Origin of the sequence: Endozoicomonas sp. 8E (assembly GCF_032883915.1) — a bacterium.
Lineage (GTDB): Bacteria > Pseudomonadota > Gammaproteobacteria > Pseudomonadales > Endozoicomonadaceae > Endozoicomonas_A.
Genome location: NZ_CP120717.1, coordinates 4,532,317 through 4,552,915, shown reverse-complemented (window position 1 = coordinate 4,552,915; position 20,599 = coordinate 4,532,317). Strand labels below are relative to the sequence as shown.

The 20,599-nt window shown below is 42.7% G+C and carries 21 protein-coding genes; 13 read left to right on the top strand and 8 right to left on the bottom strand.

Annotation, left to right across the window (positions count from 1 at the left end):
* Positions 1-12 precede the first annotated feature (12 nt).
* From P6910_RS15085 to P6910_RS15060, 6 genes are all read left to right on the top strand, one after another.
* Positions 13-384, top strand: coding sequence for a transposase (locus P6910_RS15085; RefSeq protein ID WP_317142106.1), 372 nt, complete (start codon positions 13-15; stop codon positions 382-384).
* A 137-nt stretch (positions 385-521) separates the two neighbouring features.
* A complete protein-coding gene (locus P6910_RS15080; protein WP_317142105.1) occupies positions 522-698 on the top strand; it encodes a hypothetical protein in 177 nt (58 codons plus the stop codon).
* Positions 699-840: 142 nt separating this feature from the next.
* Complete coding sequence (locus P6910_RS15075) at positions 841-1,167, top strand: transposase (RefSeq protein WP_317146557.1); 327 nt, start codon at positions 841-843, stop codon at positions 1,165-1,167.
* Positions 1,168-1,849: 682 nt separating this feature from the next.
* Positions 1,850-2,005 (top strand): hypothetical protein, encoded by a 156-nt coding sequence (locus P6910_RS15070; RefSeq protein ID WP_317142104.1) that lies wholly within the window; start codon positions 1,850-1,852, stop codon positions 2,003-2,005.
* Positions 2,006-2,014: 9 nt separating this feature from the next.
* Complete coding sequence (locus P6910_RS15065; protein ID WP_317142103.1) at positions 2,015-2,434, top strand: Fic family protein; 420 nt, start codon at positions 2,015-2,017, stop codon at positions 2,432-2,434.
* Positions 2,435-2,509: 75 nt separating this feature from the next.
* A complete protein-coding gene (locus P6910_RS15060) occupies positions 2,510-2,896 on the top strand; it encodes a hypothetical protein (RefSeq protein ID WP_317142102.1) in 387 nt (128 codons plus the stop codon).
* 218 nt (positions 2,897-3,114) lie between these two features.
* Here the strand turns inward: P6910_RS15060 and P6910_RS15055 are convergent, their stop codons facing one another.
* Positions 3,115-3,633 carry a hypothetical protein gene (locus tag P6910_RS15055; protein ID WP_317142101.1) on the bottom strand — a complete coding sequence of 173 codons (519 nt, stop codon included), beginning with the start codon at positions 3,631-3,633 and terminating at the stop codon, positions 3,115-3,117.
* Between the two features lie 354 nt (positions 3,634-3,987).
* Here P6910_RS15055 and P6910_RS26855 point away from each other — a divergent pair, with 354 nt between their 5' ends.
* Positions 3,988-4,269: a transposase gene (locus P6910_RS26855; protein ID WP_410493836.1), complete on the top strand. Its 282-nt coding sequence runs from the start codon at positions 3,988-3,990 to the stop codon at positions 4,267-4,269.
* A 322-nt stretch (positions 4,270-4,591) separates the two neighbouring features.
* Here P6910_RS26855 and P6910_RS15045 read toward each other — a convergent pair whose 3' ends face one another.
* Complete coding sequence (locus P6910_RS15045; protein ID WP_317142099.1) at positions 4,592-4,924, bottom strand: type II toxin-antitoxin system VapC family toxin; 333 nt, start codon at positions 4,922-4,924, stop codon at positions 4,592-4,594.
* Positions 4,925-5,181: 257 nt separating this feature from the next.
* On the opposite strand from P6910_RS15045, the gene P6910_RS15040 reads away from it, so the two are divergent.
* Positions 5,182-5,535: a hypothetical protein gene (locus tag P6910_RS15040; RefSeq protein ID WP_317142098.1), complete on the top strand. Its 354-nt coding sequence runs from the start codon at positions 5,182-5,184 to the stop codon at positions 5,533-5,535.
* A 497-nt stretch (positions 5,536-6,032) separates the two neighbouring features.
* Complete coding sequence (gene tnpA, locus P6910_RS15035) at positions 6,033-6,485, top strand: IS200/IS605 family transposase (RefSeq protein ID WP_317142097.1); 453 nt, start codon at positions 6,033-6,035, stop codon at positions 6,483-6,485.
* A 1,099-nt stretch (positions 6,486-7,584) separates the two neighbouring features.
* Here tnpA and P6910_RS15030 read toward each other — a convergent pair.
* Positions 7,585-8,775 carry a hypothetical protein gene (locus P6910_RS15030; RefSeq protein ID WP_317142096.1) on the bottom strand — a complete coding sequence of 397 codons (1,191 nt, stop codon included), beginning with the start codon at positions 8,773-8,775 and terminating at the stop codon, positions 7,585-7,587.
* Between the two features lie 895 nt (positions 8,776-9,670).
* Between P6910_RS15030 and P6910_RS15025 the strand changes: the two genes are divergently transcribed.
* Positions 9,671-9,850, top strand: coding sequence for a hypothetical protein (locus P6910_RS15025; protein WP_317142095.1), 180 nt, complete (start codon positions 9,671-9,673; stop codon positions 9,848-9,850).
* A gap of 43 nt (positions 9,851-9,893) precedes the next feature.
* A complete protein-coding gene (locus P6910_RS15020; RefSeq protein ID WP_317142094.1) occupies positions 9,894-10,088 on the top strand; it encodes a hypothetical protein in 195 nt (64 codons plus the stop codon).
* A gap of 67 nt (positions 10,089-10,155) precedes the next feature.
* Here P6910_RS15020 and P6910_RS15015 read toward each other — a convergent pair whose 3' ends face one another.
* Positions 10,156-10,482, bottom strand: coding sequence for a hypothetical protein (locus P6910_RS15015; RefSeq protein WP_317142093.1), 327 nt, complete (start codon positions 10,480-10,482; stop codon positions 10,156-10,158).
* A 1,134-nt stretch (positions 10,483-11,616) separates the two neighbouring features.
* Between P6910_RS15015 and P6910_RS15010 the strand changes: the two genes are divergently transcribed.
* Positions 11,617-12,378: a DUF6309 family protein gene (locus P6910_RS15010; protein WP_317142092.1), complete on the top strand. Its 762-nt coding sequence runs from the start codon at positions 11,617-11,619 to the stop codon at positions 12,376-12,378.
* A gap of 73 nt (positions 12,379-12,451) precedes the next feature.
* Here the strand turns inward: P6910_RS15010 and P6910_RS15005 are convergent, their stop codons facing one another.
* Positions 12,452-13,003: a hypothetical protein gene (locus P6910_RS15005; RefSeq protein ID WP_317142091.1), complete on the bottom strand. Its 552-nt coding sequence runs from the start codon at positions 13,001-13,003 to the stop codon at positions 12,452-12,454.
* 340 nt (positions 13,004-13,343) lie between these two features.
* On the opposite strand from P6910_RS15005, the gene P6910_RS15000 reads away from it, so the two are divergent.
* A complete protein-coding gene (locus P6910_RS15000; protein WP_317142090.1) occupies positions 13,344-14,255 on the top strand; it encodes a hypothetical protein in 912 nt (303 codons plus the stop codon).
* A 174-nt stretch (positions 14,256-14,429) separates the two neighbouring features.
* Here the strand turns inward: P6910_RS15000 and P6910_RS14995 are convergent, their stop codons facing one another.
* From P6910_RS14995 to P6910_RS14985, 3 genes are all read right to left on the bottom strand, one after another.
* Complete coding sequence (locus P6910_RS14995; RefSeq protein WP_317142089.1) at positions 14,430-15,299, bottom strand: hypothetical protein; 870 nt, start codon at positions 15,297-15,299, stop codon at positions 14,430-14,432.
* Between the two features lie 750 nt (positions 15,300-16,049).
* Entirely contained in the window at positions 16,050-17,198 is a 1,149-nt protein-coding gene (locus P6910_RS14990; RefSeq protein ID WP_317142088.1) for a Wadjet anti-phage system protein JetD domain-containing protein, read from the bottom strand.
* Complete coding sequence (locus tag P6910_RS14985; protein ID WP_317142087.1) at positions 17,182-20,598, bottom strand: ATP-binding protein; 3,417 nt, start codon at positions 20,596-20,598, stop codon at positions 17,182-17,184. The genes P6910_RS14990 and P6910_RS14985 overlap by 17 nt, the downstream gene beginning before the upstream one ends.
* Between the last annotated feature and the right edge of the window lies 1 nt (position 20,599).

Sequence of the window (20,599 nt, the reverse complement as noted above, 5' to 3'; positions counted from 1 at the left end):
TAAACCCGCACTATGCCTCGCTTTAAACCGTACGACACCAGTCAGAATCTTTTAGTACCAGTTAATCTTGCCGAACAACTGGTGTCGGGGTCTTTTGAATACACGCTGAATTCCCTGGTAGATCATGAAATCGACACTTCGATCTTTCATGAGCATTACAACAATGATGAAACCGGTCGTTTAGCCTACAATCCAGCCATGCTTTTAAAGGTTGTGTCGTTCGCCTATTCCCGGGGGATCACCTCTAGTCATAAAATTGAAAAAGCCTGCCGGGAGAACATTGTATTTATGGCACTGTCAGCCGACAGTCAGCCTCACTTTACGAACCCGACTTTATCAGCTGCTTGCAGGGACCGATTACCCAGCTGTTTATGCAGGTGCTAATGGTGTGTGATCAACTGGGTCTTATCGGAAGGGAGAGGTTTGTGCCATTGATGGCCGCAAGATGCCGTCCAATGCGGGGAAAGAGTGGAGTGGCACCCACAAAGAAAGGGTAATGCCACCGATCCCGACAGTGCAAAATGAAAACCTCCAAAGGCGTGATCCAAGGCTACTGCAGTGTAGCCGGTGTTGATGGTAAACATCAGGTGATTATACACGGGGAAGCCTACGGTAGCGGCGCTGAGCGACCGACTCTGATACCCATGGTTCAGGCGATTGACGCACACTGCGAATGGCTCAAAGTTTCGTTAGCGTGATCCGAACTTTGATCAGGCCGGGCGTTATAAGATTCAACACAAAAAGGAGCGGGCGGCCCTGGCTAAGAAACACGGCAAGCCTATCGCCTCAGGCCGCTTCACCCTGAAAGATTTTGCCTTCGATAAACAGTAAGAAACCTGCATTTGCCCGGCGGGTAAGGCCATGTGGCTTAGCAGTAGGGACGTGATGGTAGGCGACACACCAGCCTATCAGTTCTGTGGCTATCTTAATCATTGCCGGGTCTGTCCCTCAAAAGCTCAGTGCCTGTGCAAACCTGATCAACCCTCGGCGCGTTCCGTAGTGTTCCGCTACAAACTGGGAGGCTACAAGAAGCCTGATGCTCTGCAGCTGATGAAAGACAGGATAGACAGTCCGGCAGGTAAACGGATTTACAGTAAACGCCTCGCCATTACCGAGCCTCCCTTCGGCCATGTGCAGGAGACGGAGCTCACCCGGTTCACGCTTTGAGGACGGCCCAAGTTCAATGCCCAGTGGCAATTGATGTGCGCTTTGCACAATCTCAAGAAAATCCATGGTTATGGCGGCTAGAAGCTACTAAAGCGGATGAAGAAGATCAAAAAGAAACGCTGAAACGACTTTGGCCGAGCTTCCCCCGCCAGAAGCGCCTGCAGTGTTCTGAACGGTTCCCAGATTGGTAATAAGCCAGAATAGGTGTTCAAGAGTTAGCAGAATCAGTGTTCAAGCGGTGCCAGAATATGCACTGCTCTCACCACATCTCAAAATACGACATAATTGAGAAAAACTAGAACTGTTAAGTTAGAATATCTCAATATCACACTTTTTTGAGACATGTCATGTTCAAGGCACCACCAAATAAAGGCCTAAATCCAAATATATTTCAGGAAATCTCTCAAAATAGCCCAGAGAAATTTGGAGATTATCTCAGTTTACAGGCCCTTAGATGGAAAAGGTCGCTATTTACCATTTGATGAATTCCGATATCGAGTAAAGAAAGGCTTGGATGCAACTATTGCATGGTCTTTAACAAAACTGTCTAGAAATAGCCAATATGTGAACTTGCTACCTGTGGGTGAACCAACTGGACTATGTAGCCTAATGCTTACGCCATCGATTCAAAAAACGATCTCACACACTGATCAGAACGCAACTACAGCTTGCACTACAGTGGATGATTAGCAAAGTTGGGGAAGAGCAATATATTGAATATCTTCTAAATGATCTCATTGAAGATGAAGCAATTAGTAGTAGCCAGTTGGAAGGGGCAGCTACAACGACTCTTGTGGCAAAAGATATGCTCAAGAGAAAGAGAAAACCAAGAACATAAGATGAAAAAATGATTCTTGGAAACTATAAAATGATGAGATTTGCATGGGACAATAGAAATGAGCCTCTGACTATTGATTTGATATGTGACATGCACAGGATTGGTGTCAGTGACATTGATGATGATAAATATACGCCAGGTGTATTTAGAGAAACCGATGATGTTGTCGTGGTAGATAGTGATGGTGAAACCGTTCATACACCGCCTTCTCACGAAGGGATAAAGAAACGGTTTAAACTTTTATGCCACTGGATAAATCAATGTCATGATGATGCTGATAGTTCAGAATACCTTCATCCACTAGTCAAGGCAATTTCATTGCACTTTTCGATTGGTTTTGAGCATCCATTTCGAGATGGAAGCGGAAGAGTTGCCAGATCATTATTTTATTGGTTCATGTTCAAAAATGATTATGCAGCATTCAGATAGATTGCAATAAGTGTTTTACTAAATGCTGTTCCTGTAAAATATGGAATGTCATATTTATACACTGAGACGGAAGATATGGACTTAACATATTTTATCGAATATCAGTGTGGAATTATTCATAAAGCAATAAACAAGTTTAAAGAAGTATACAAAAAAGCGTTAGACGATATTGAAAGTTTCAATCAATGGATTTGGTCTTCAGGACTTTATAAAAAGCTATCAGAAAAACAGAGAGTAATGTTTCAGGTGGCAAAGAGTGGTACAGTAAGTATCTTCACAGCATCTAGTGTAAGAGACAATCTTGGTTGCTCGTATAATACTGCTTCAACTGTACTAAACGAACTGGTTGATCTAAATATTTTTGAAAAAAAGAAACACGGTAAAGAGTGGCTCTTCTACATGATGGATAAAGATTCTATTCAGAAAAAATGGAGAACGCAGCTAACAAAAAAATCCAGGTGACGCCTACGGCGTACCTGGTTTTGGCGTGTGTGCCGAGCATGGCACTTAACTTGAGAGGTGAAAGTCCTCTTACCAGGTATTCGCAGAGCCGAAGAGTTGCGAATGACTGAAACAGGATTAAATGAATATTAAAGTGATTCTCTTGTTGAGAACAGCTTTAGATATTTTTTCTACAGACTCACTGTGCCTCATAGAGATTGAGTTACCAATAATTTCGATTAACGAACATTATTTTTAACAAGTTGCTCATCAATTTCAGAAGCACTCAGCTCTTTAGTTAAATCTTTTTTTACGCCTGATATGAACTCTTTATCCAATGCTACTTGAACTATATGGTCTTCGATTACTAACAAGTGAAAGCTAAATGTTATTTGTAATATTATCGGTTTAGTTTGAGTGTTATGAACAGCTCCGCCCAAGATCATTGGTGGTGTAATTTCATTCACTATATTTGCTGACAATAGAGGTGTTTCAGGAAACTGATTTTCACGAATAATAGTATTAACTTGTGGTTCTAGCTGACCCATTATGTGTGGCATCATGTTTGGCAAGTGCATATCAACTATATATTCAGGAAGAATATCTAACAGAGGCCTTATACTTAACAATGTTGGTATTGCTGCCATGTGCAAAACTACTTGCAAATTAACATGCACTTTTCCCTGGAAAGAGACTGCGCTGGCATAGTGTACATAGCCAAAAACTAATAAAATTAGCAGATTGTGGAGTATTTTCATTACTTTACCAGGCCGATGTATTGGAAGATCACTGCGTGTTAGGCGCAACCCCTGAAATTGGTATTATGACTAATACTGGAATTAGAAGGATTCGCCATATTAAAAATCAAGGAATCTTCAATTCTTGTTAAGTAGCACATTATGTTTTTAATATATGGATCGTAAAATCTATCAATAATAATTTTTTTAAATTCTGTTGCACTATCAAAAGAGAACTCATGAAATGGCTCGACAAGTATCGAAGAAGAAAATATCTGAGAAAATAGAAATATAAAGTGATAATGATTGATTTTCATTATTTTTACCTTAGCCAATGTAAAATTAAAAATAATTCGTAACTTATAGTTCATATATTTGAGTAGTCAAAAAAACGTTAGGCATATCAACTATCTTCATCATTGCCGGGTCTGCTCGTTAAAAGCTCAGTGCCTGCGTAAACCTGATCAACCCTCGGCGCGTTCCGTAGTAGTGTTCCACTACAAACTGGAAGGCTACAAGAAGCCCGATGCCCTGCAGCTGGTGAGAGACCAGATCGACAGCCCGGCAGATAAAAGGATTTACAGCAAACGCCTTGCCATTGCCGAGCCGCCCTTCGGCCATACGAAGGAGATGGGATTCACCCGGTTCACGCTTTGAGGACGGCCCAAGTTCAAGGCCCAGTGGCAATTGATGTGCGCTTTGCACAATCTCAAGAAAATCCATGGTTATGGCGGCTAGAAGCTACTAAAGCGGATGGAGAAGATCAAAAAGAAGCGCTGAAACGACTTTGGTCGGTGTTTGTGTGAAGCTTGTCCCGGAAGAAGCGCCTGCAGTGTTCTGAACGGTTCTCAAACTGGTAATAAGTCAGAGCTGAAAAATTATAAATTAACCGGGAGCCTGAAGTTCAGCACTCGCTAATAACAGGAGCCGTAAGTTTTACGGCTTTTTTTTTGGATTTTTCTACAGGCTCGTTAGGTACTCACAACTCAACATTACGCATAGGTTTTGCAATGAGAGGGAATTCAGAAATCAGTTTTTTTTTATTCATGGTGAAAAGTTTTGTTCCAAGATTTATTGCTAAAGAAACATATTCACAGTCGTATGCGAAGCAGTTGCTTTGATTTACTAGTGACAACACATCCAGTGACTTAATATCATATTCATTGCCAGCCATTAATGTTTCAGCTTCATGCTGTATCTGAAGGGTCTTGTCGTAGGAAATGAGTCCCTTTCTCAAATAAAAAGCTAAAACATTTCTAAATTCGCTACGCCAGAGGTGGGGAGCAACTCGGTGGTATCGGAATTCTGGCAACGATCCGTCTCATGTAGACCTACCGTGGGTCTCATGGTTTGAAACAGAAACGTTCTGGAGCGATCAGGAACCCGAGCCCGTTAGAGGCTGTCGTAAAAGTGCTGAGCTTCGCTGATACTGCGTTAATAAGTGGCTCAGCTTTAATCGCTACTTTTGCGACACAATCGTTAGGGCAGGGAGTGTCAGTCATAGTTCTACTCCTCTGGTTTATTATGTGTGCTAAGCTATCTCTCTCATTCAACTGTCAGGAGTAGAGCATGAGCTTAAACGCTGAACAACCGCCCGAAACAGAGCTTGACCATATTCGAGACACCCTAACCGGTATTGTTAGCTACGCCAGTAAAACCCGTGGTGAAATGCACCAAAGATTCGATCAGCAAGAGAAACGTTTTGATCAGCAAGGCAAACGTTTTGATCAACAAGAGGAACGTTTTGATCAGCAAGACAAACTTTTTGATCAGCAACAGAAACGTTTTGATCAGCAAGAGAAACGTTTTGATCGTCAAGACAGAGAGATTGCTGCACTGAAAGCAGACAACGTAGAGTTGAAAGCTGACAATGCGGAAATAAAAGAATCCTTAAAGCTCATTCTGTCCAGGCTTCCCAGCTAACCGCCGCATAACAAGCAAATCAACGGGATAAGCCCATTATGCAAGAGGTTATCTGTCACAGGAAACGAGAGCAATCAATATTAACCGCCACTTCAAGCTAGTATTCAAAATCGTGCTGGGTGTTTTGGCGCTACCTTTGATCCTGGGTGTTTTGATTTCAATAGTTGCACTATACTTCCTTTCGGAGTCCACAGTAGATACTTGTCTGGATTCAGGTGGTAGCTTTAATTATGATACATGTGTCTGTGATTATGAAAACAACCACCCATTCAAGGCAGAGCATCAATGCAAGTAACCATACAAAAACGCTTATGCGGGGCAAGATTCTGCGTACTTCGCCCCTTGTCTGAGTGTTATTTTTTTCGAGTAAATAATGAACGTCAACTTAATTAATCATTAGGTAAACCCCCGGCTATGCCGGGGAGACTCGCATAGGTTATACCGAGGCTTCGGTAGCTAACCTCAAAGGTTCCGCCAAGAACCAAGAGGTTTAACTTATGCCAGACTACAAAAGTCTGACTCATACTCGATGGGATTGTAAGTATCACATTGTCTTTATTCCCAAAAAAAGGCAAAAGGTTATTTATGGGAGCTTGAGAAAATTTCTGGGAGCCATTTTCCACGATCTTGCCAGTCGCAAAGGGTGTGAAATTGTGGAAGGGCATTTGATGCGAGATCACGTTCATATTTGCATTAGCATTCCGCCGAAATACTCTGTTTCCAATGTTGTTGGCTATTTGAAGGGTAAATGCGCAATAGCTATTGCGAGACACTTCAAAGGTAAGCAGAGGAATTTTTCTGGTGAGCATTTCTGGGCAAGAGGGTATTTCGTCAGCACAGTAGGTCTTGATGAAGATGTGGTTAGGGAATATATCCGAAATCAGGAGAAAAATGATGAAACACGAGATCAGCTGAAACTTGGTTTTGACACGCGCCCTTGGGCGCAATAAAAGCCCTTTGAGGGCGTCACCTAATAAGCCTCCGGCTCTGCCGGAGGTCATTTAACTTGTTTCTCATGATCCACTGTTAGACAATCGTCTAAAGCAAAAAGATATCAGTAATATGAGACTGCCATAGAAAAATCATGCAAAATAATTTATCAAAAAGGTTGTCTAAGCCACATTTACAAGGGGTTTTCGATTAGTGCTGTACCTATGTGATTTTATTTGATGCATTTATCATAAAGATATACAGATAAGAGCATAAAGGGAAGAACGCCTGCAGCCTCAACTACAAATTGATTTTCGATTGAGCCTATAAGACAGCTATATGCTGACAGCCATAAAGTATCATAAACATAAACGATTCCTCCTAGTAAAGCTGCACTTAAAACCACTTTAACGGGAGCGTTATATCTATGTGTAAATCAATCAAACGTATAGAATATAAATGATAGTTCTGACACAGTAACGCCAAAATCTTTCCGGTCAAATGTAGCAGCACATGTAAGTACCTAACCAGTTGGTTTCGCATATTCTGGACGGCGGCTTTTTCCACCCTTCTGCGTTCCAACTCTGGTTGCGTAGCTGTGGCTACGCGCCCGTCGTTGTGCCTTGAAGGATGAAAAAATCCACTCGCCAGAATATGCGAAACCAACTGGCCAGGTACTTACTGTTATCTTCATCTTTTTGGAAATGGTACTCTGAATGATTCGGAACATACGTATCATGCATGGGAGTGTCACACTCAGAAGCACTAATTGCTTTATTGTGTATGAGTGTTGTAAAAGCAATTATTACGAGTAGGGCTTTCATACCTTTCCCAATTCTTTATAACAGAGTATCTAGTATAGGCATAAAAAAAATCAATCTCTACCGTTTTAATGAACACTCAAATCCAACTATCCAGCAGTGATTCATACGGCTGTAATAACAGAACCCCTGATATCTGACAGCAGTCCGATATTAAGTTGTTAAAGAAAATTAATCCCCTGCTTATCAAATACAAAGGTTCTTATTACATCCTATGAATTTTCAAGGCTCTCAATCTACAGGGCATTCATGTGAAGAGAAAGCAGCCCCAGAATTTGATGTTATGCTCTTTTCCACATTAGTTTTCGGTAATTTGTAATTTATCCATGTTAGGCTCACGCGAACGGTGTACTATTTTAAACATTAAAACGGACACGTGACGGAATTCTTGGTTACCTGCATGAAGTAGGTAAAATAGGAACTGCCTTAGAGAATCAAGAGACAAGGTCGTGTCAAAGCCTCTTTCCTGGTCAATTCCATGAATTTGTATGGCTGGCAAGGAAGCGAATGTATTCTGTAAAACGTTTATGTTCAACATAATGAATGGGTTATTCTCTGTATAAAATGCAATAAATACTTGATTGTTTTGTAAGACTGCATTCATCAAAGTATCTAAAGAGTTATCAAAAACGGGTTGTTCTGGTGTAATATCTGGAGGCCAAATACCACAAAAACCTAGCTCTTCACAGAGTTTGGCCAATATCTGATTGTTAGTAAGTTGCCTGTTTCTGGAAAGAGTGGCCCAAGTCACAGCGAAACGCCTTAATAAAAAATAACTGGAATCACTGATGAAATTTAGCTCAGTATGTTTTCGCTGGTTCACTCCGAAATCTTTTAGCAGTATTTCCAGTGTGTTTCTTAGTTTAACGATTGGCGTTTGCAAATGGTCTGTTGCCATAAGCTGACCGGGCTCAATGTATCGGGTAGTCTCATCAGGAGGTTGATTTGAAGCAGTAGAGGCTAAAGCCATTTGTTGAGTTTGCGGGACTTCCTGGACTTGCAGGGTTGGTGGGGCTTGTTGGATTGGTAGGGCTTGCGCGATTGGTGGCATTTGCGGGATTGCTGGCATTTGTGGGATTGCTGGCATTTGTGGGATTGCTGGCATTTGCGGGATTGCTGGCATTTTTGGGATTGCTGGCGTTTGCGGGATAGGCGTGATTTGGGGTATTGTTGACATCTGCGCTTGAACAGATGTTTGCTGGGCCAGAAATGGAATGACTCGCAAAGAATGCAGAGCTGGTAAGCCTGCCCCTTTACAAGAAAAACTATAATCGCGTGTTTCAATATTGAGTTCTAGATTTCCAACAGGAAAAGCCATTCTATTCTGAACGGACATAGGGCAGAATGGGTTTGTGCATCCAAATCGCCCCATTGTAAAACTCATTGGGTAGCAACAATGAGGGCAGTTTAAAGCCAGAGCTTTAACAGAATAAAGAAGCATGAAAAAAACAACATATTCAATGTACTTTAGCTTTACAATAATATCCATAAAAATGAGGCTCTGTGATTGGCATTTGGATATATTAGCACCTGAATTTTCACATAAGGGTTATTTTAAGTTTTGCCTCTTCAATAGCTGTGCATAACAAAAAAATTCAGAGTTTTTCGCTATCGTCCGGCCCCTGAGTTTGGCGTTGGCTAACGATGTGAGCGAATTTTTTCTGTTTTGCCAGCGGTTGAGTGGCTGCCAATATCTATATCAGCACTCTGTCCGATAAAAACCAGTTCTGAGAAGCTCTTAGAAGAGTATGTCCAAAATTTGCGAGCCGGTCACATAACCGTCGTAGGTGTTCCGATGGGCATTGTTGCCCGGTTTATATGAGCATTTGGCCTTGTATACTATTCCAGTTTAAAAGTTGCATCAGCATTGTCATTAAGGCTTCAACAGGCAAAGTTCAGGATTAATAAAAAGAACAGAAGCAGTGATTGCACGTTACGTGTTTCAATCAACATTGTCCCTGACGTAGGGGCGCTCACCACTTGATAGGTATCTCACCTTTACTATTCTATAGCTTTTATCCATCCATTCAGGGTTACAGAAAGCATCTGTCTTTAACCTGGATCGAAGTTAAGCAAGAGTTACCGGGCACCAGTGTTGTTGAAAATGTACGCATTATCGGTAAGCTGGACAACAAAACTGATGATTATCAGCAGGAAGATTGTAAGCTGATCTCTCAATTGAAATCTGATTAGGCTCCATAAATGGTCAATATTTCTAACTATTTTGTTAGAAAAGGAACGAATCTGGAATACAGCCATCTAACTATTCATTAAACCGGAAGTAAATAGATGAATTCTATGTGGTAAATTCCAATAAAGTCAGAATATTCGTCTAACTAAACTCCGAATCTGGAAATTATTGTTTTTAAGCCTTGGAGTACGTTGTGGATAAACCGAGTTGTAGTTCTTCCTCCTCCCCTTACTATGGAACTCAAGAGGGTTATATGGTTGATCGCCCTGATGAGTCTAAATGTTTTGGAATGAAAGTAGACACAGAAACGGCAAAAGCTAAGAAAAGAAAAGTAACAGATGAAGAGAGAGAAGAATATACTAAAGAAAAATAAAAAATAGAGTAGCACCCGCATTATCAAGAGAAAGAAAAAATACTTGGAAGACTTGGAAAAAGAAGTTAAAACATTAACTAAAGAACTTAAAGAAAGGGGTAGAAAAATACAATTATTATCTTGTGAATTGGAGGAGAAAAATAAAGAAATTAATAGCCTTGAAGAAGAGTTAAAAAAGACTAAAGAAGAAAAGGAGTATTTCAAAAATAGCTTCTTTTCATCTGCAAAAAATAAATAAAAAAGTAAAATCAAAACCTTCTAGCTGGTTTTCCTTCTGAACGACGTTCATAAGCTGGCTTTATATCCTATTCAGATTCAGTGTTTCTATTTTGAGCCCAAGGCTGGGTGAACCGCAATATTGCCTCATCTAATCCATATCGCTGGATCATATTGGAAAAAATAAAACCTATGGAAAAAGCACCAAACGCAGCTCCAAAAGTCGCCCCCAGTGTCCAACCAATTGATATTCCGCTATCCAATGTGCAGTGGGCAGCTGAAATCTCAGATGATGTAGCAATAATAGATAGTCCACAATCAGTGACATGAATGCCAAAATCATCTGAAGGTAATGAAGTAAAAACATTAGTATCTTGAAAGAAACAGGCTCCGAGACCACCAAAAAAGCTACCCAATATTGCACCAGACAGTGTTACCGGTAAATTGTATGTTATCGCGGCCATCATCACTCGTGGAGTCAGTACATGACTAATGGGTACATCCCTCAGTACTAGCAGCCTGTCGGACTTAAGACTGTCCTACACGGCAACTGCTCCTGCGTTGCTCTAGCTCCTGCATCCATGCAGTCGTGCGGTTGCAATAAATTGGTCTAAAAATCCCTGTTTCTTCGTCAAATAGCTCGCTATTCTCCTCAGAAACAGAGATTTTTATCCTCAATTTCTTGCAATCCTCGCTACGGACGCTTAAGTCCGACAGGCTGCTAGTAAACGCCCTTCCTTTTTAAACACTTCTATGGCTGAACTTGTGGGAATATATAAGGTATTTGCCATGGTCGTTATTGCTAATATGCATTTTAAATAAGTTTTCATATAAATTTCGATTATATTATTTGCCTACAAATAAGTCTCAGTTTTAGCATAAAAAGTGTTTCGATGTGGGGTTTCTGGTGGCACCTACCGCAAACTTGAAACAGTTGATATGCGTTGCAAAATCATTCCTATTTATTTGGACTATTGTTATTCCTAATTATTAGTTGTAATAGAGAATTTTCATGTGCAGTCGGTCACTACGTAATTTGATTCTGTTCTCAACATTGTCAGTGCTTTGCATTTTAGGGAAGGCTGATATTCGTGATATTTATATGAAGCACGGTTATAAAAATGTTCATTTGTTTCATATCGTTCAATTTCCCTTCGTAAATGGTCTCATTGAATATTTAAATATAATCTCCCATGACCTTTTAGTTCCGATGCTTGACTTTGTGGTTTCAAGTCAAACTGACCTCCAAGACCTGGATGACTTAATCTTTTTAGAAGCAGAACTTGCAACCACCTCCAATGTTCACTCTGAAATACTTAGATGGCTTAATAAATGGTTGTTTTATTATTAGTTTTTTATTCCAGTCACGCATAACATGCCTTCCATGAGGCTGCAGCTGTGGGGCAGCCCCTGAAGGCGGCTTTATATTTTTAAAAAAACCAGATAGACCATTACTGTCAATTGCAGTAACAATCTTGTCAGTTGTTTATGGAACAAATGAGAATATTTTGCCTCTAAACCATTAGTAAACAATGAAATGGAGATATATTATGGATGCAGTAAGTTTATCTGGAATGAGTAGGTATTGCTATCACGAATCGAGTTTTTTGAAGCAGAAAGATAGCACCGAAAAGCAAATGCCGGTCACCACTCGGCTGACTGAAAATAAATCGATAAGTGAATATTCAGTAGCTAATAATTCAAAAGATTCCTTATATGGAAGTGCAAAAATTGTCAGCTTCCAGGAAGTACTGGATAATTTTGAAAAAGAGCATGGACAATATGGTGATACTAACTGGATTGCCAAAAGCTATATCAAGATGGCACATAGGGAAATTGTTTTACCAAATCATGGAGTTTGGTTATTCGCAGAACTTCCATTTGAAACAGCCATGAAAGTATTATTGCCAGGGCACACACATGATGGTGAGCGAAAAACCCTTCTTCCAGAGTGTGGATTAACAGCTAAAGATGCAGCAAATAATTATAAAGTTTGGACTGAACAAGATAAGCGTAATAATCCGTTATGTTCAGGGTCTCTAAATTATCATTTAGGAAAAGACCCTGCTGAAAAGCCTATCTTTTTAACAGTAGAGCCCATCGATAGTCGTTACGATTATGGAAAAATCATAGATGATCCTAAATTTGCTGAGGGAAGATTAGTTCATCTGGATGGCTTGCATCGCTTGGTGTCATTAGCAATAAAAGATGACCCGGAAAGCACTATTCCTGCTTTTATTGCATGCAAGACAGCACCAAAAAAAATTGATGGTTTAGGGGCAGTTAGCCGAAGTGGTATCGAGAACAACTAATACAACTTAATCTGATAAATAGTCTCAGAGGACTGCGCTTTCAGAGCAGTCCCTTAGTTCGGCATGATATATTCTAAAGCTCATCTGTAAAGGGATCATTTTTTTTCGTTACAGTGCAGCTTTTAAAAATCCGATTTTTATACTCGATCATACCAATAGAATAAGTTTCATTAATTGTCGGCTGAATATTTAAATTGTAAGCTGCTGTCAAAACTTTTGTAGGTAAGTCTTTATTATCAAATTCTTTAGAGTCATTCAAATCGGTTAATAGCAGTATTTTTTGTGTGCTGATTTTATCTTTTCGATCAATGGCGTCTATATAAAACCATAATTTATAATACTGGTAATCAATTATTTTTTTGTTGGCTTTATCATAAATCATTAAAGAATATTGCCCGTAGTCGCCCGAGCGAAATTTTTCAACAATAATACCCTCCGATAAAGGTACGTAAAAATAATGATCTTGTGAATATTCAAGTTTGGATTGAAATGTAAATAATATATTACAAAAAAAGTCAGTGTTTTCTTGATGACCTTGCCATTCTCCCATGAAAAATGGCTCAGAGGAAAATGCAGAGCAGCCAAAAAACAAAAGCGATAGGGTAGCTACTTTTGTAGAGAACATAATACACAAGCTCGTGTCAGTGAATGGTAAGTCTATATTCTGGAATAACGAATATAGACATTGAGAGAATATATACGATATTTCGAGGTTAGTCTGTTATACTCAGATTTTTCTATCCGACACTGGATTATTTTGAAAGGAAGTCTGACCAAGCAAAACGACAATGTGTCCCTAAAAGCCTTACCGGAATAATGGATGCACATTACGACATGCTACTAATGCTTTCATTAGCCGCTTCGTTTCCCATCTCGATAAGCACAAACATAGATTCGATAGAATTATTGATTTTTTTGATTTTGGTTATATAAATTACCTTTATCAAGAAAAAAGGTCTGAGCGCATGAAGCGATTTATCCGGTTAGTGACAATCTTAGGTATAATGGTATTGCCCCGTATAGGGTATTCTGGAGATGACAGGTATGATGCTTTACTGCCTTTAACAGCATTCCAACTCTCTCAAATGCTCCGAGTCTTTATAGAAGAAACATTACCGAGATACCTTTTGAATCTAAAAGAGGTTAGAGTATGGTCGTTTAACAGGGATCACTACTCATCCGATGGCGGACTTGACGAACAGACTGTTGATGGAGTTATGGTTGTGACTGCCAGCTTTCATACCCCTCTTTTAGATGTTGATGTTGGTCCACAACCCCAATCTTTAAAATCCTATGCTGTGAGTGCCATCATTAACGCCTCCTTTTTATCTATTTTGCCATTATTGACTGAGTATTTTAGAGTTCATTTTAACCCTGATAAAAATTACTATCTGGGCCGAGCCAATATTGAACGCAGCCAAGGGGCAGCAGCGGACAGTAGCCCTGACGATTCTGGTGATGAGTTTGATGTGAATCCTGGTTTCAGCAATGATGAAGGCGAAGCTGCAGCTGCAGCTGCAGAAATAGATAATAGGGCCAGAGCAATGCGCCCAAAATGTGGATGTTTTGAATGTTCAAATACTGATTGTGATCCTGTATTCGAATCTCCACAATATTGGAAGGCTCATCTGCTCAGTAACAGGGAACAAGGAATTATCACTTATGAAGCCACATTGTATTATTCAGGGTTCCTTGACCCTGCTTCTATTGCAGAGTCGTGTGGAGAACCAGGCTCTGAACAAAAGGACGGAGACGAGTGGCAAAGTGAGGAAGAGGATGAAGCCTTGATTACACAGACACGCCAATGTATTGATCTATATAATGAAGGTCTTGATAAAGGGCTGAGTAAGCATCTGTTTTCTGACTCTGACCCCTGATGTCAGGATAAATGTCGTCTCTTTTTGATTCATGATTCCCAATAACAGAGAAAGGATTAGCGTAATTGCGGTAGCTGACAGCTAACTCAGTTCATCATGAATCTTTTCAGAACTTGCTTCGATCGGTGAAAGCCTCTTCATCACCATTGATCCAGCCACTTCAGGGCTTTAATGTTAGTTTATATAGGATGGTAGTTTTTTTGAATCTAGTTCCTGTTCTTCAAATCTGATCTGCGCTTCGTATGATTCGTACTCATCTTTAAACATCAGAGTTTGCAGAAAATAACTAAATACTTCTGTGCAATCTGATGATTTTGCTGTTCTTGAGTGGGTTAAAATATCTTTAGAAACATCATCTAAATTTAACGATGAAATAAAATTTTCGATTTCAGACTCACTCATGTTTTGTATTAAACAACTCCAGGTTGGTGCCAACCTTACTAAACCTTCTCCCCATGCAGTAAAGCCGGTATAACAACATTCTGAATTAAAATAGAAGGCCGAACCATCAATCAATTCACCAAATACATGCCATATGTTGTCAGCTCGTGGACCTATCCATACATAAGAAATAACGAATTTTATGTTTTCTATTGCGACACTCACCAGAGGTTTATACTCAATCATTCCGGGCATTGGTACACCCCTGATATGTTCATTGATCTCTTGATAGTAAAATTCATCATCAAAGTCATCTTCATGCTCAATAAACCAATATGTAAAAGCTCTGTAGTCATGCCAGCCTTGTTCCTGGTCTTCGCACTCACGCCATAGCGTAGGAGGAATATAGTCAATATTTAAAGCATTAACTTTATCGCACAAATCATTTTTTATATGCATACTAACGTTTTGATATACCCCAATATTAAGCGCTTCCATTAGAGATAAAAGATCTTTAGCAGAAAGATAGCTTAGGATTAATACCCTGATTTCATACAGGTTTAATATTCGAAAATCACCTGCATGAACCTTTGTTGTTGCATTTAAAGCTAAAGCTGTTGTAAGAATTGCAAATATAAAATATGGCCGTATATGAATAAGCATTATCATCATCCTTATTGAATTGAGCTTTCGAGTATAGCCTCCTAATTAAGTGACTGGAGTAAATTTCATTCTGAAAGTCTTCTTCCGACGCACCTGAGGGGCGCGGCTTTCCCTTTCGTTATGCTCTGACACTGAAACTTCAGCTGAATAATACACTCTGATGATTTGGAATGGGTTGATCTATAATTGTTTCGTCAAACTTTAGGTTTAGTACCTCATAAGATATGTGAGTCTGTTTTATGAAAAAGCTAATTTCATGTCTATTCATTTCCTCCTTTCTTCTTACCGGTTGCAGTTCGAACAGCCCGGAAGAACAAGATTTCCAACCTTTGGTTGGATCTGATCGGGATGAGCACGGGTGCATTGGTTCTGCCGGCTATCTTTGGTGTAAGCGGACAAACAGCTGTGAGAGACCCTGGGAACTCGCAAAAAAAGCTGGATTTGAAAACTCGGAAAAGGGCTTTTTAAGCTATTGCAAACAGCCGCATAATCAATAAATCTGAACTTGTCCGGAAATACCTGCGTTTTTCAAGATTAAGAGATACGCCACGAACAATAGTAACGTCGAGACACTCCGGCAGGTAGAACAATCTGCTGATTATCCAGCGACTTCGCCAATGAAGAGCAGAGTCAGACAGCTACTGACCAGGCAATCGAAGCCTGGGTGCAGGCTTGTCTGGAGCAAAAATCCTGACAAAATTGGCACCATGGTTTTTTTTCGTGTTATTGACTTGAGGAGGATGCAAACCTCTACTGGATCGACAAGTGCCATTGACACAATGCCCTATGAACAATTTCCTTAGGTAAAAATTCCTGCTCAAGTCTCCCTTTTTCATGGAGTCTGAGAGCTGTCAGGAATTCCTGTTCTTCGTCTTTCAGTGCTGTACAGTCTTCATTTACCGATGGGTTTGGCTCTGCAACAGCTTTATTTTCCTGGTATTGATTGAACAGCGCCTGATTCATCAAAAGTGCGGAAAGCTCTGGATGATATTTGCGTGCCCTGGCCAGCATGGTCAGTCCCCAGGAGTCCATATCACCCCAGTAAGCCAGGACTTTCGACGATAGCCAGGCTGCTTGCAACCATGACAGGTTAAGGCCTGCGCCCAGGATGGCAATGGTATTGGACAGCGCAGGTAACAGGTGCAGGCACTGTTCATTTTCCACGATCAGGATCTTGTCTGCCGGTAAAGGGGTGGTGACGAGTTCATGATCTCTGACCCGAAGCTGTTTGAAAGGTAACAGTGTTCCATCAAGGTCTGTGACTAATAACCAGTGGTGACTGTCGTCCGGGGCATCAAGAAACGCCTCAAGCCCCAGCCTGCTTGCCAGCCCATCAAACCGGATATCCAGCAGTTGCCGGATCAGCAGGTGATTGCGCTCGAAAAATTTGGTGTCGGTATTGGCCACGCCGAGAGAGCGCAGTGGCACGCCCTGGGCAAAACCAGGGGTGAGGATCAGGGCCAGCTTTGCAGCTTTGATCACTTCGTCTGCCGGTTTGGCCAGCCAGCGTTTCTGGCGTACAAAGTATGGATGAAAAATCGGGTCTACCTGACTGATGATGGTCAGTAGTTGTTGATATTCATGTTTGCTGTTTTTACAACCGCTTGCTTCAATCCATTCACTGGGTTTTGACAACACCCAGTAGACAGGAGCCTCAATAGAAGCGGCAGCTCCCCGATAGTTAACCGGAGTCCACTGTACCTCACCGATGTTTATTTGCCGCCATTGCTGAAAGTGCTGCCTGATTTTGTCTGGCTGCTGGTTGATGACCTGTGACCTGGGCCTGCCAATGCTGATTTTCAGGGGCCAGCTGTCCGCCATCAGCAGGCGTGTTTCCCTGATGTTGGCGTTATTCCACTGTCTGGCCAGCTCCCGAGCTATGTCATCTGGTGATTTCATGATTGGCTGGCTCATCCATGGCAACAGGTGATTGGGTTGCGGTCAGGCTCTTTTCGGCAGCGTGTTGGGCAAGGGTTTCCCAACGCATGGGCGTCAGCGTGGCTTTCATCCCTTTACGGTGCACCAGAATGGCTGACCGGGTATGTGCCCGTAGCAGGCGAATCTCTTTATTTGGCGTGACAAACAGTGGGTGAAGACCAAACTCATTGAGGGCAGAGATTATTCTGCCCGCCACTGCCTGGGAGCTTTTGGAGAAGGCCTCATCAAGGACAATTGTCCCAAACAATGGGCGGGCTGCACCCGCAGGACAGAGTGCATAGCTCAGGGAAGCGGTCAGAATGTAGCTGGCCAGGATTTCTTTTTCACCGCCACTGCCACTCTGGGACCCTTTAAGCCGTTCAATAATGGTGTGATCCGTACGGTCGCAAACTTCTACCGTGAACTGCAGTCGATAGCGGGGATCAAGCAGTGCCCGAGCCCCCAGAGTTCTGCGATTGTCACTGGCCTCCCGCAGTAAACTCACCATATTCACCAGGGCCTGGTAATGGCTTTCACCATCGTCGTCTTTCAGGGAGGCTGCCCGCAGATGGCGACGGGCCGACTCCAGAGTACGCAGACTCTCATGGACAACGCGCTGGGGTTTTAACTGAAGATATTGCCCGGGCTTGAAATCCACCCGTTGCAGGGTACGGTTCAGGTCTTCAATGCGCTCTTCCACCTGGCTGACTTCGTTATCAATAGTATTCAGCAGCTGCGTGACACCCTGATCAGAGGATTGGTTAAGGTAGTTTTTAAAACGCTTCTGTTTTTCCGGTAAGGCTTCTTCGGTCAGAACTTTCAGTCGTTCGAGGTATTGAGGCATATCCATTAGCTCGGTGCCCGCTTCACTGAGGGCGCCGGTATCCTGTTTCTGGGCCTCGTTCATCTGCCGGATCAGTTTTCCTTCGGTGGTCTTTATTGTCTCCTGCAGTTCCTTAATACGGGTCGTTGACTTGTTCTGGGAGTCTTTTTCCTGGTCGGGCAGGTCGTCAGGGTTAACTGCAGAGAGATCAGGCAGTCGTCCTGTTGCCAGCTCCATTTGCTCATTGGTCAGGCCAGGACCAATGGCCGAAAATGCTTTGTTCTTTTTCTGCTCGGCAGCGTTCAGTTGATTGTCCAGCGCGCCCAGTTGTTGCCTTTTCGCACTTATTTGTGCCTGTACTTCCGTCATTGCCGCTCTGACCTGATCCAGCTCCACCTTGGCTTTGGCGGCATCGGAATCGGGTGCTAAAAGGGTGGCCAGCTGTTGCTTAAGGTGGCTCAGTTGCTGTTCGTACTCCGGCAGGTTGATCTCTTCAAAGCTAATCTCTGATAGCCTGCTTAATAAGTCCAGCTTTTGTTGTATTGCCTGTTTCTGCCCCTCGGCTTTTGTATATTTCTGATTGAAGAGCTTTTCTTCCTGCCGCAGTGTCTGAATTTCTGTCTCCAGACTGGCGAGACGGTCGCGGTTGTCAAAGCCGGTCATCCAGTTCTCACGGAGGGAGCGTTGATCCTGCTTTTCATAGCGACCGCCGGAGCCGGACATCAAGCCCTGTTGGGTCATGGCGTGGGGGGTTATTTTTAACTGGTCCGGTGAGTCGACACAATGGCGATCAATACTGGCCAGAAGCATTTTCAGTGCTTCCCGGTGAGAATGGTCTTTAAAGTTGAGTTTGCGGGTAAAACCATCGTCATAAAACCGGGGTTGTGTATCCGGTTTCCTGGCATCCTGGAGTCGAACATGGACTCGGTTATGACGACTGTTGATCCAGCGAAGTGCCGCCTTCATATGCTCTGAAGGGACCAGGATCCGCTCACGATGGCTGCCAATGGCACGTTCAATCGCTCCGCGCCACGCTTTTTCTTCAGCCTTGACTTCCACCAGCTCTGCCACAAACGGCAGAGATTCCTCTTGTAGCTGCAGTGCTTCAGCCAGATCGCTACGGAAACTCTGCAGTGATCCCTTGATATTGGAGCCGGGTCTGGCTTTAACGCTGTCGTATTCCTTGCCGGCTTCTGTCAGCTGCTTTTCTCTGGATACCAGCTCAAATCCCAGTTCTTTTACTTCGTTTTCCCGTTGTTCTGACTGTAGCTGCAACGCTTGCTGCTGCTGGTCTATCTGCTGTTGGTTGGCAGTGAGTGCTTTTGCCGACAGGGTGTCATCAAGGTTGAGATTGCGGGCCAGTGTCTGGTAATTTTTGGCTCGTTGACGACAGTCGGCGGTCAGTCTTTCCTGCTGTTCAATTTCACGGCCTAAAGACTCAATACTGGCCCCTCCCGCCTTCAGATACACTTCATTTAACCGGTCTGCCTGATCCTGAAGCTGGGTATGTTGCTTCTGACCCGTTTCAATGTTGTTTTGGACATCGGCTATTGACGCATCCAAGGCCTCAATCCTGGCTTCCCAGAGTTGGTGGCCTGCCATGGCAAACCAGATAGGAATGATGCCCGACAGTTCCTGCTGCTCGGATAGCTTAAGTGTCTGTTTCTGATAGTCTTTATTGAGGCTCAGCAGGGGCTGGAGTGAACTCTGTTGACGGCGGGCAGTGTTCAGCTCTTCATGGATGATGGCAAGATCGTCAAATTCCGTAGCCACTTCACCAGCCCGCACAAACATTGAACGGTCTTCGAGTACCAGCTCCCGGAATATCTCGTCAACGCTGTTCAGTTGTTTCAGACCTGCTGCGCGGTTCAGCAGGGGAAAGGCATTTTTGCCCACTTCAAAAAAACGCTGAATCTTATCCAGGTAAGCTCTTTTGCTGTCAAACAGTTTTAGATCGGGCGTATTGCGCTCAAACTGCCTCAGTGCGCGTTTACCGCCTTCGTGCAGTCGGGTCAGCCACTCCTCCAGAGTTTGATCGTCGCGTTGGGTAAATAGCCAGAGTCTTTTCAGGTCTGTGGAAGCATTGCCTGGCACATCAATCCAGAACAGACCGCCAATATGCACCACCTGATCGCGGTGTTCAAAACGAGCTGCCAACCCGGTGATGGTCCTACCGGTGCGGGCGATATGGTTATCATCGCCAGAGTTGTTACCGGCACCTGTCACCCCGCGAACGTAGGAGATCAGATCCCGGTCGCTTTCATGCCCTCCAGTGGAGGCCAGATTGTATTTGGGTTGAGCAACGATCAAGGTCATCAGGGCATCAACCAGTGTGGTTTTACCACTGCCTGTTGGGCCAATAATAGCGGTACCATTCAGGTCAAACGTAGCCTGGTTGGGACCATGGAACGGTCCCCAGTTGTAGAGGCTCAGCTCTTTCAGAACAAAAGCGGTGTCCGGTTGCTCTGTTGCTTGAAAAAGATCAATGCTTTTTGTCGGGCCATTCTTGTTTTTCGGTGGTAGAGCGTCGTCGTGTTGTGAATTGTTATGGTCACTCATG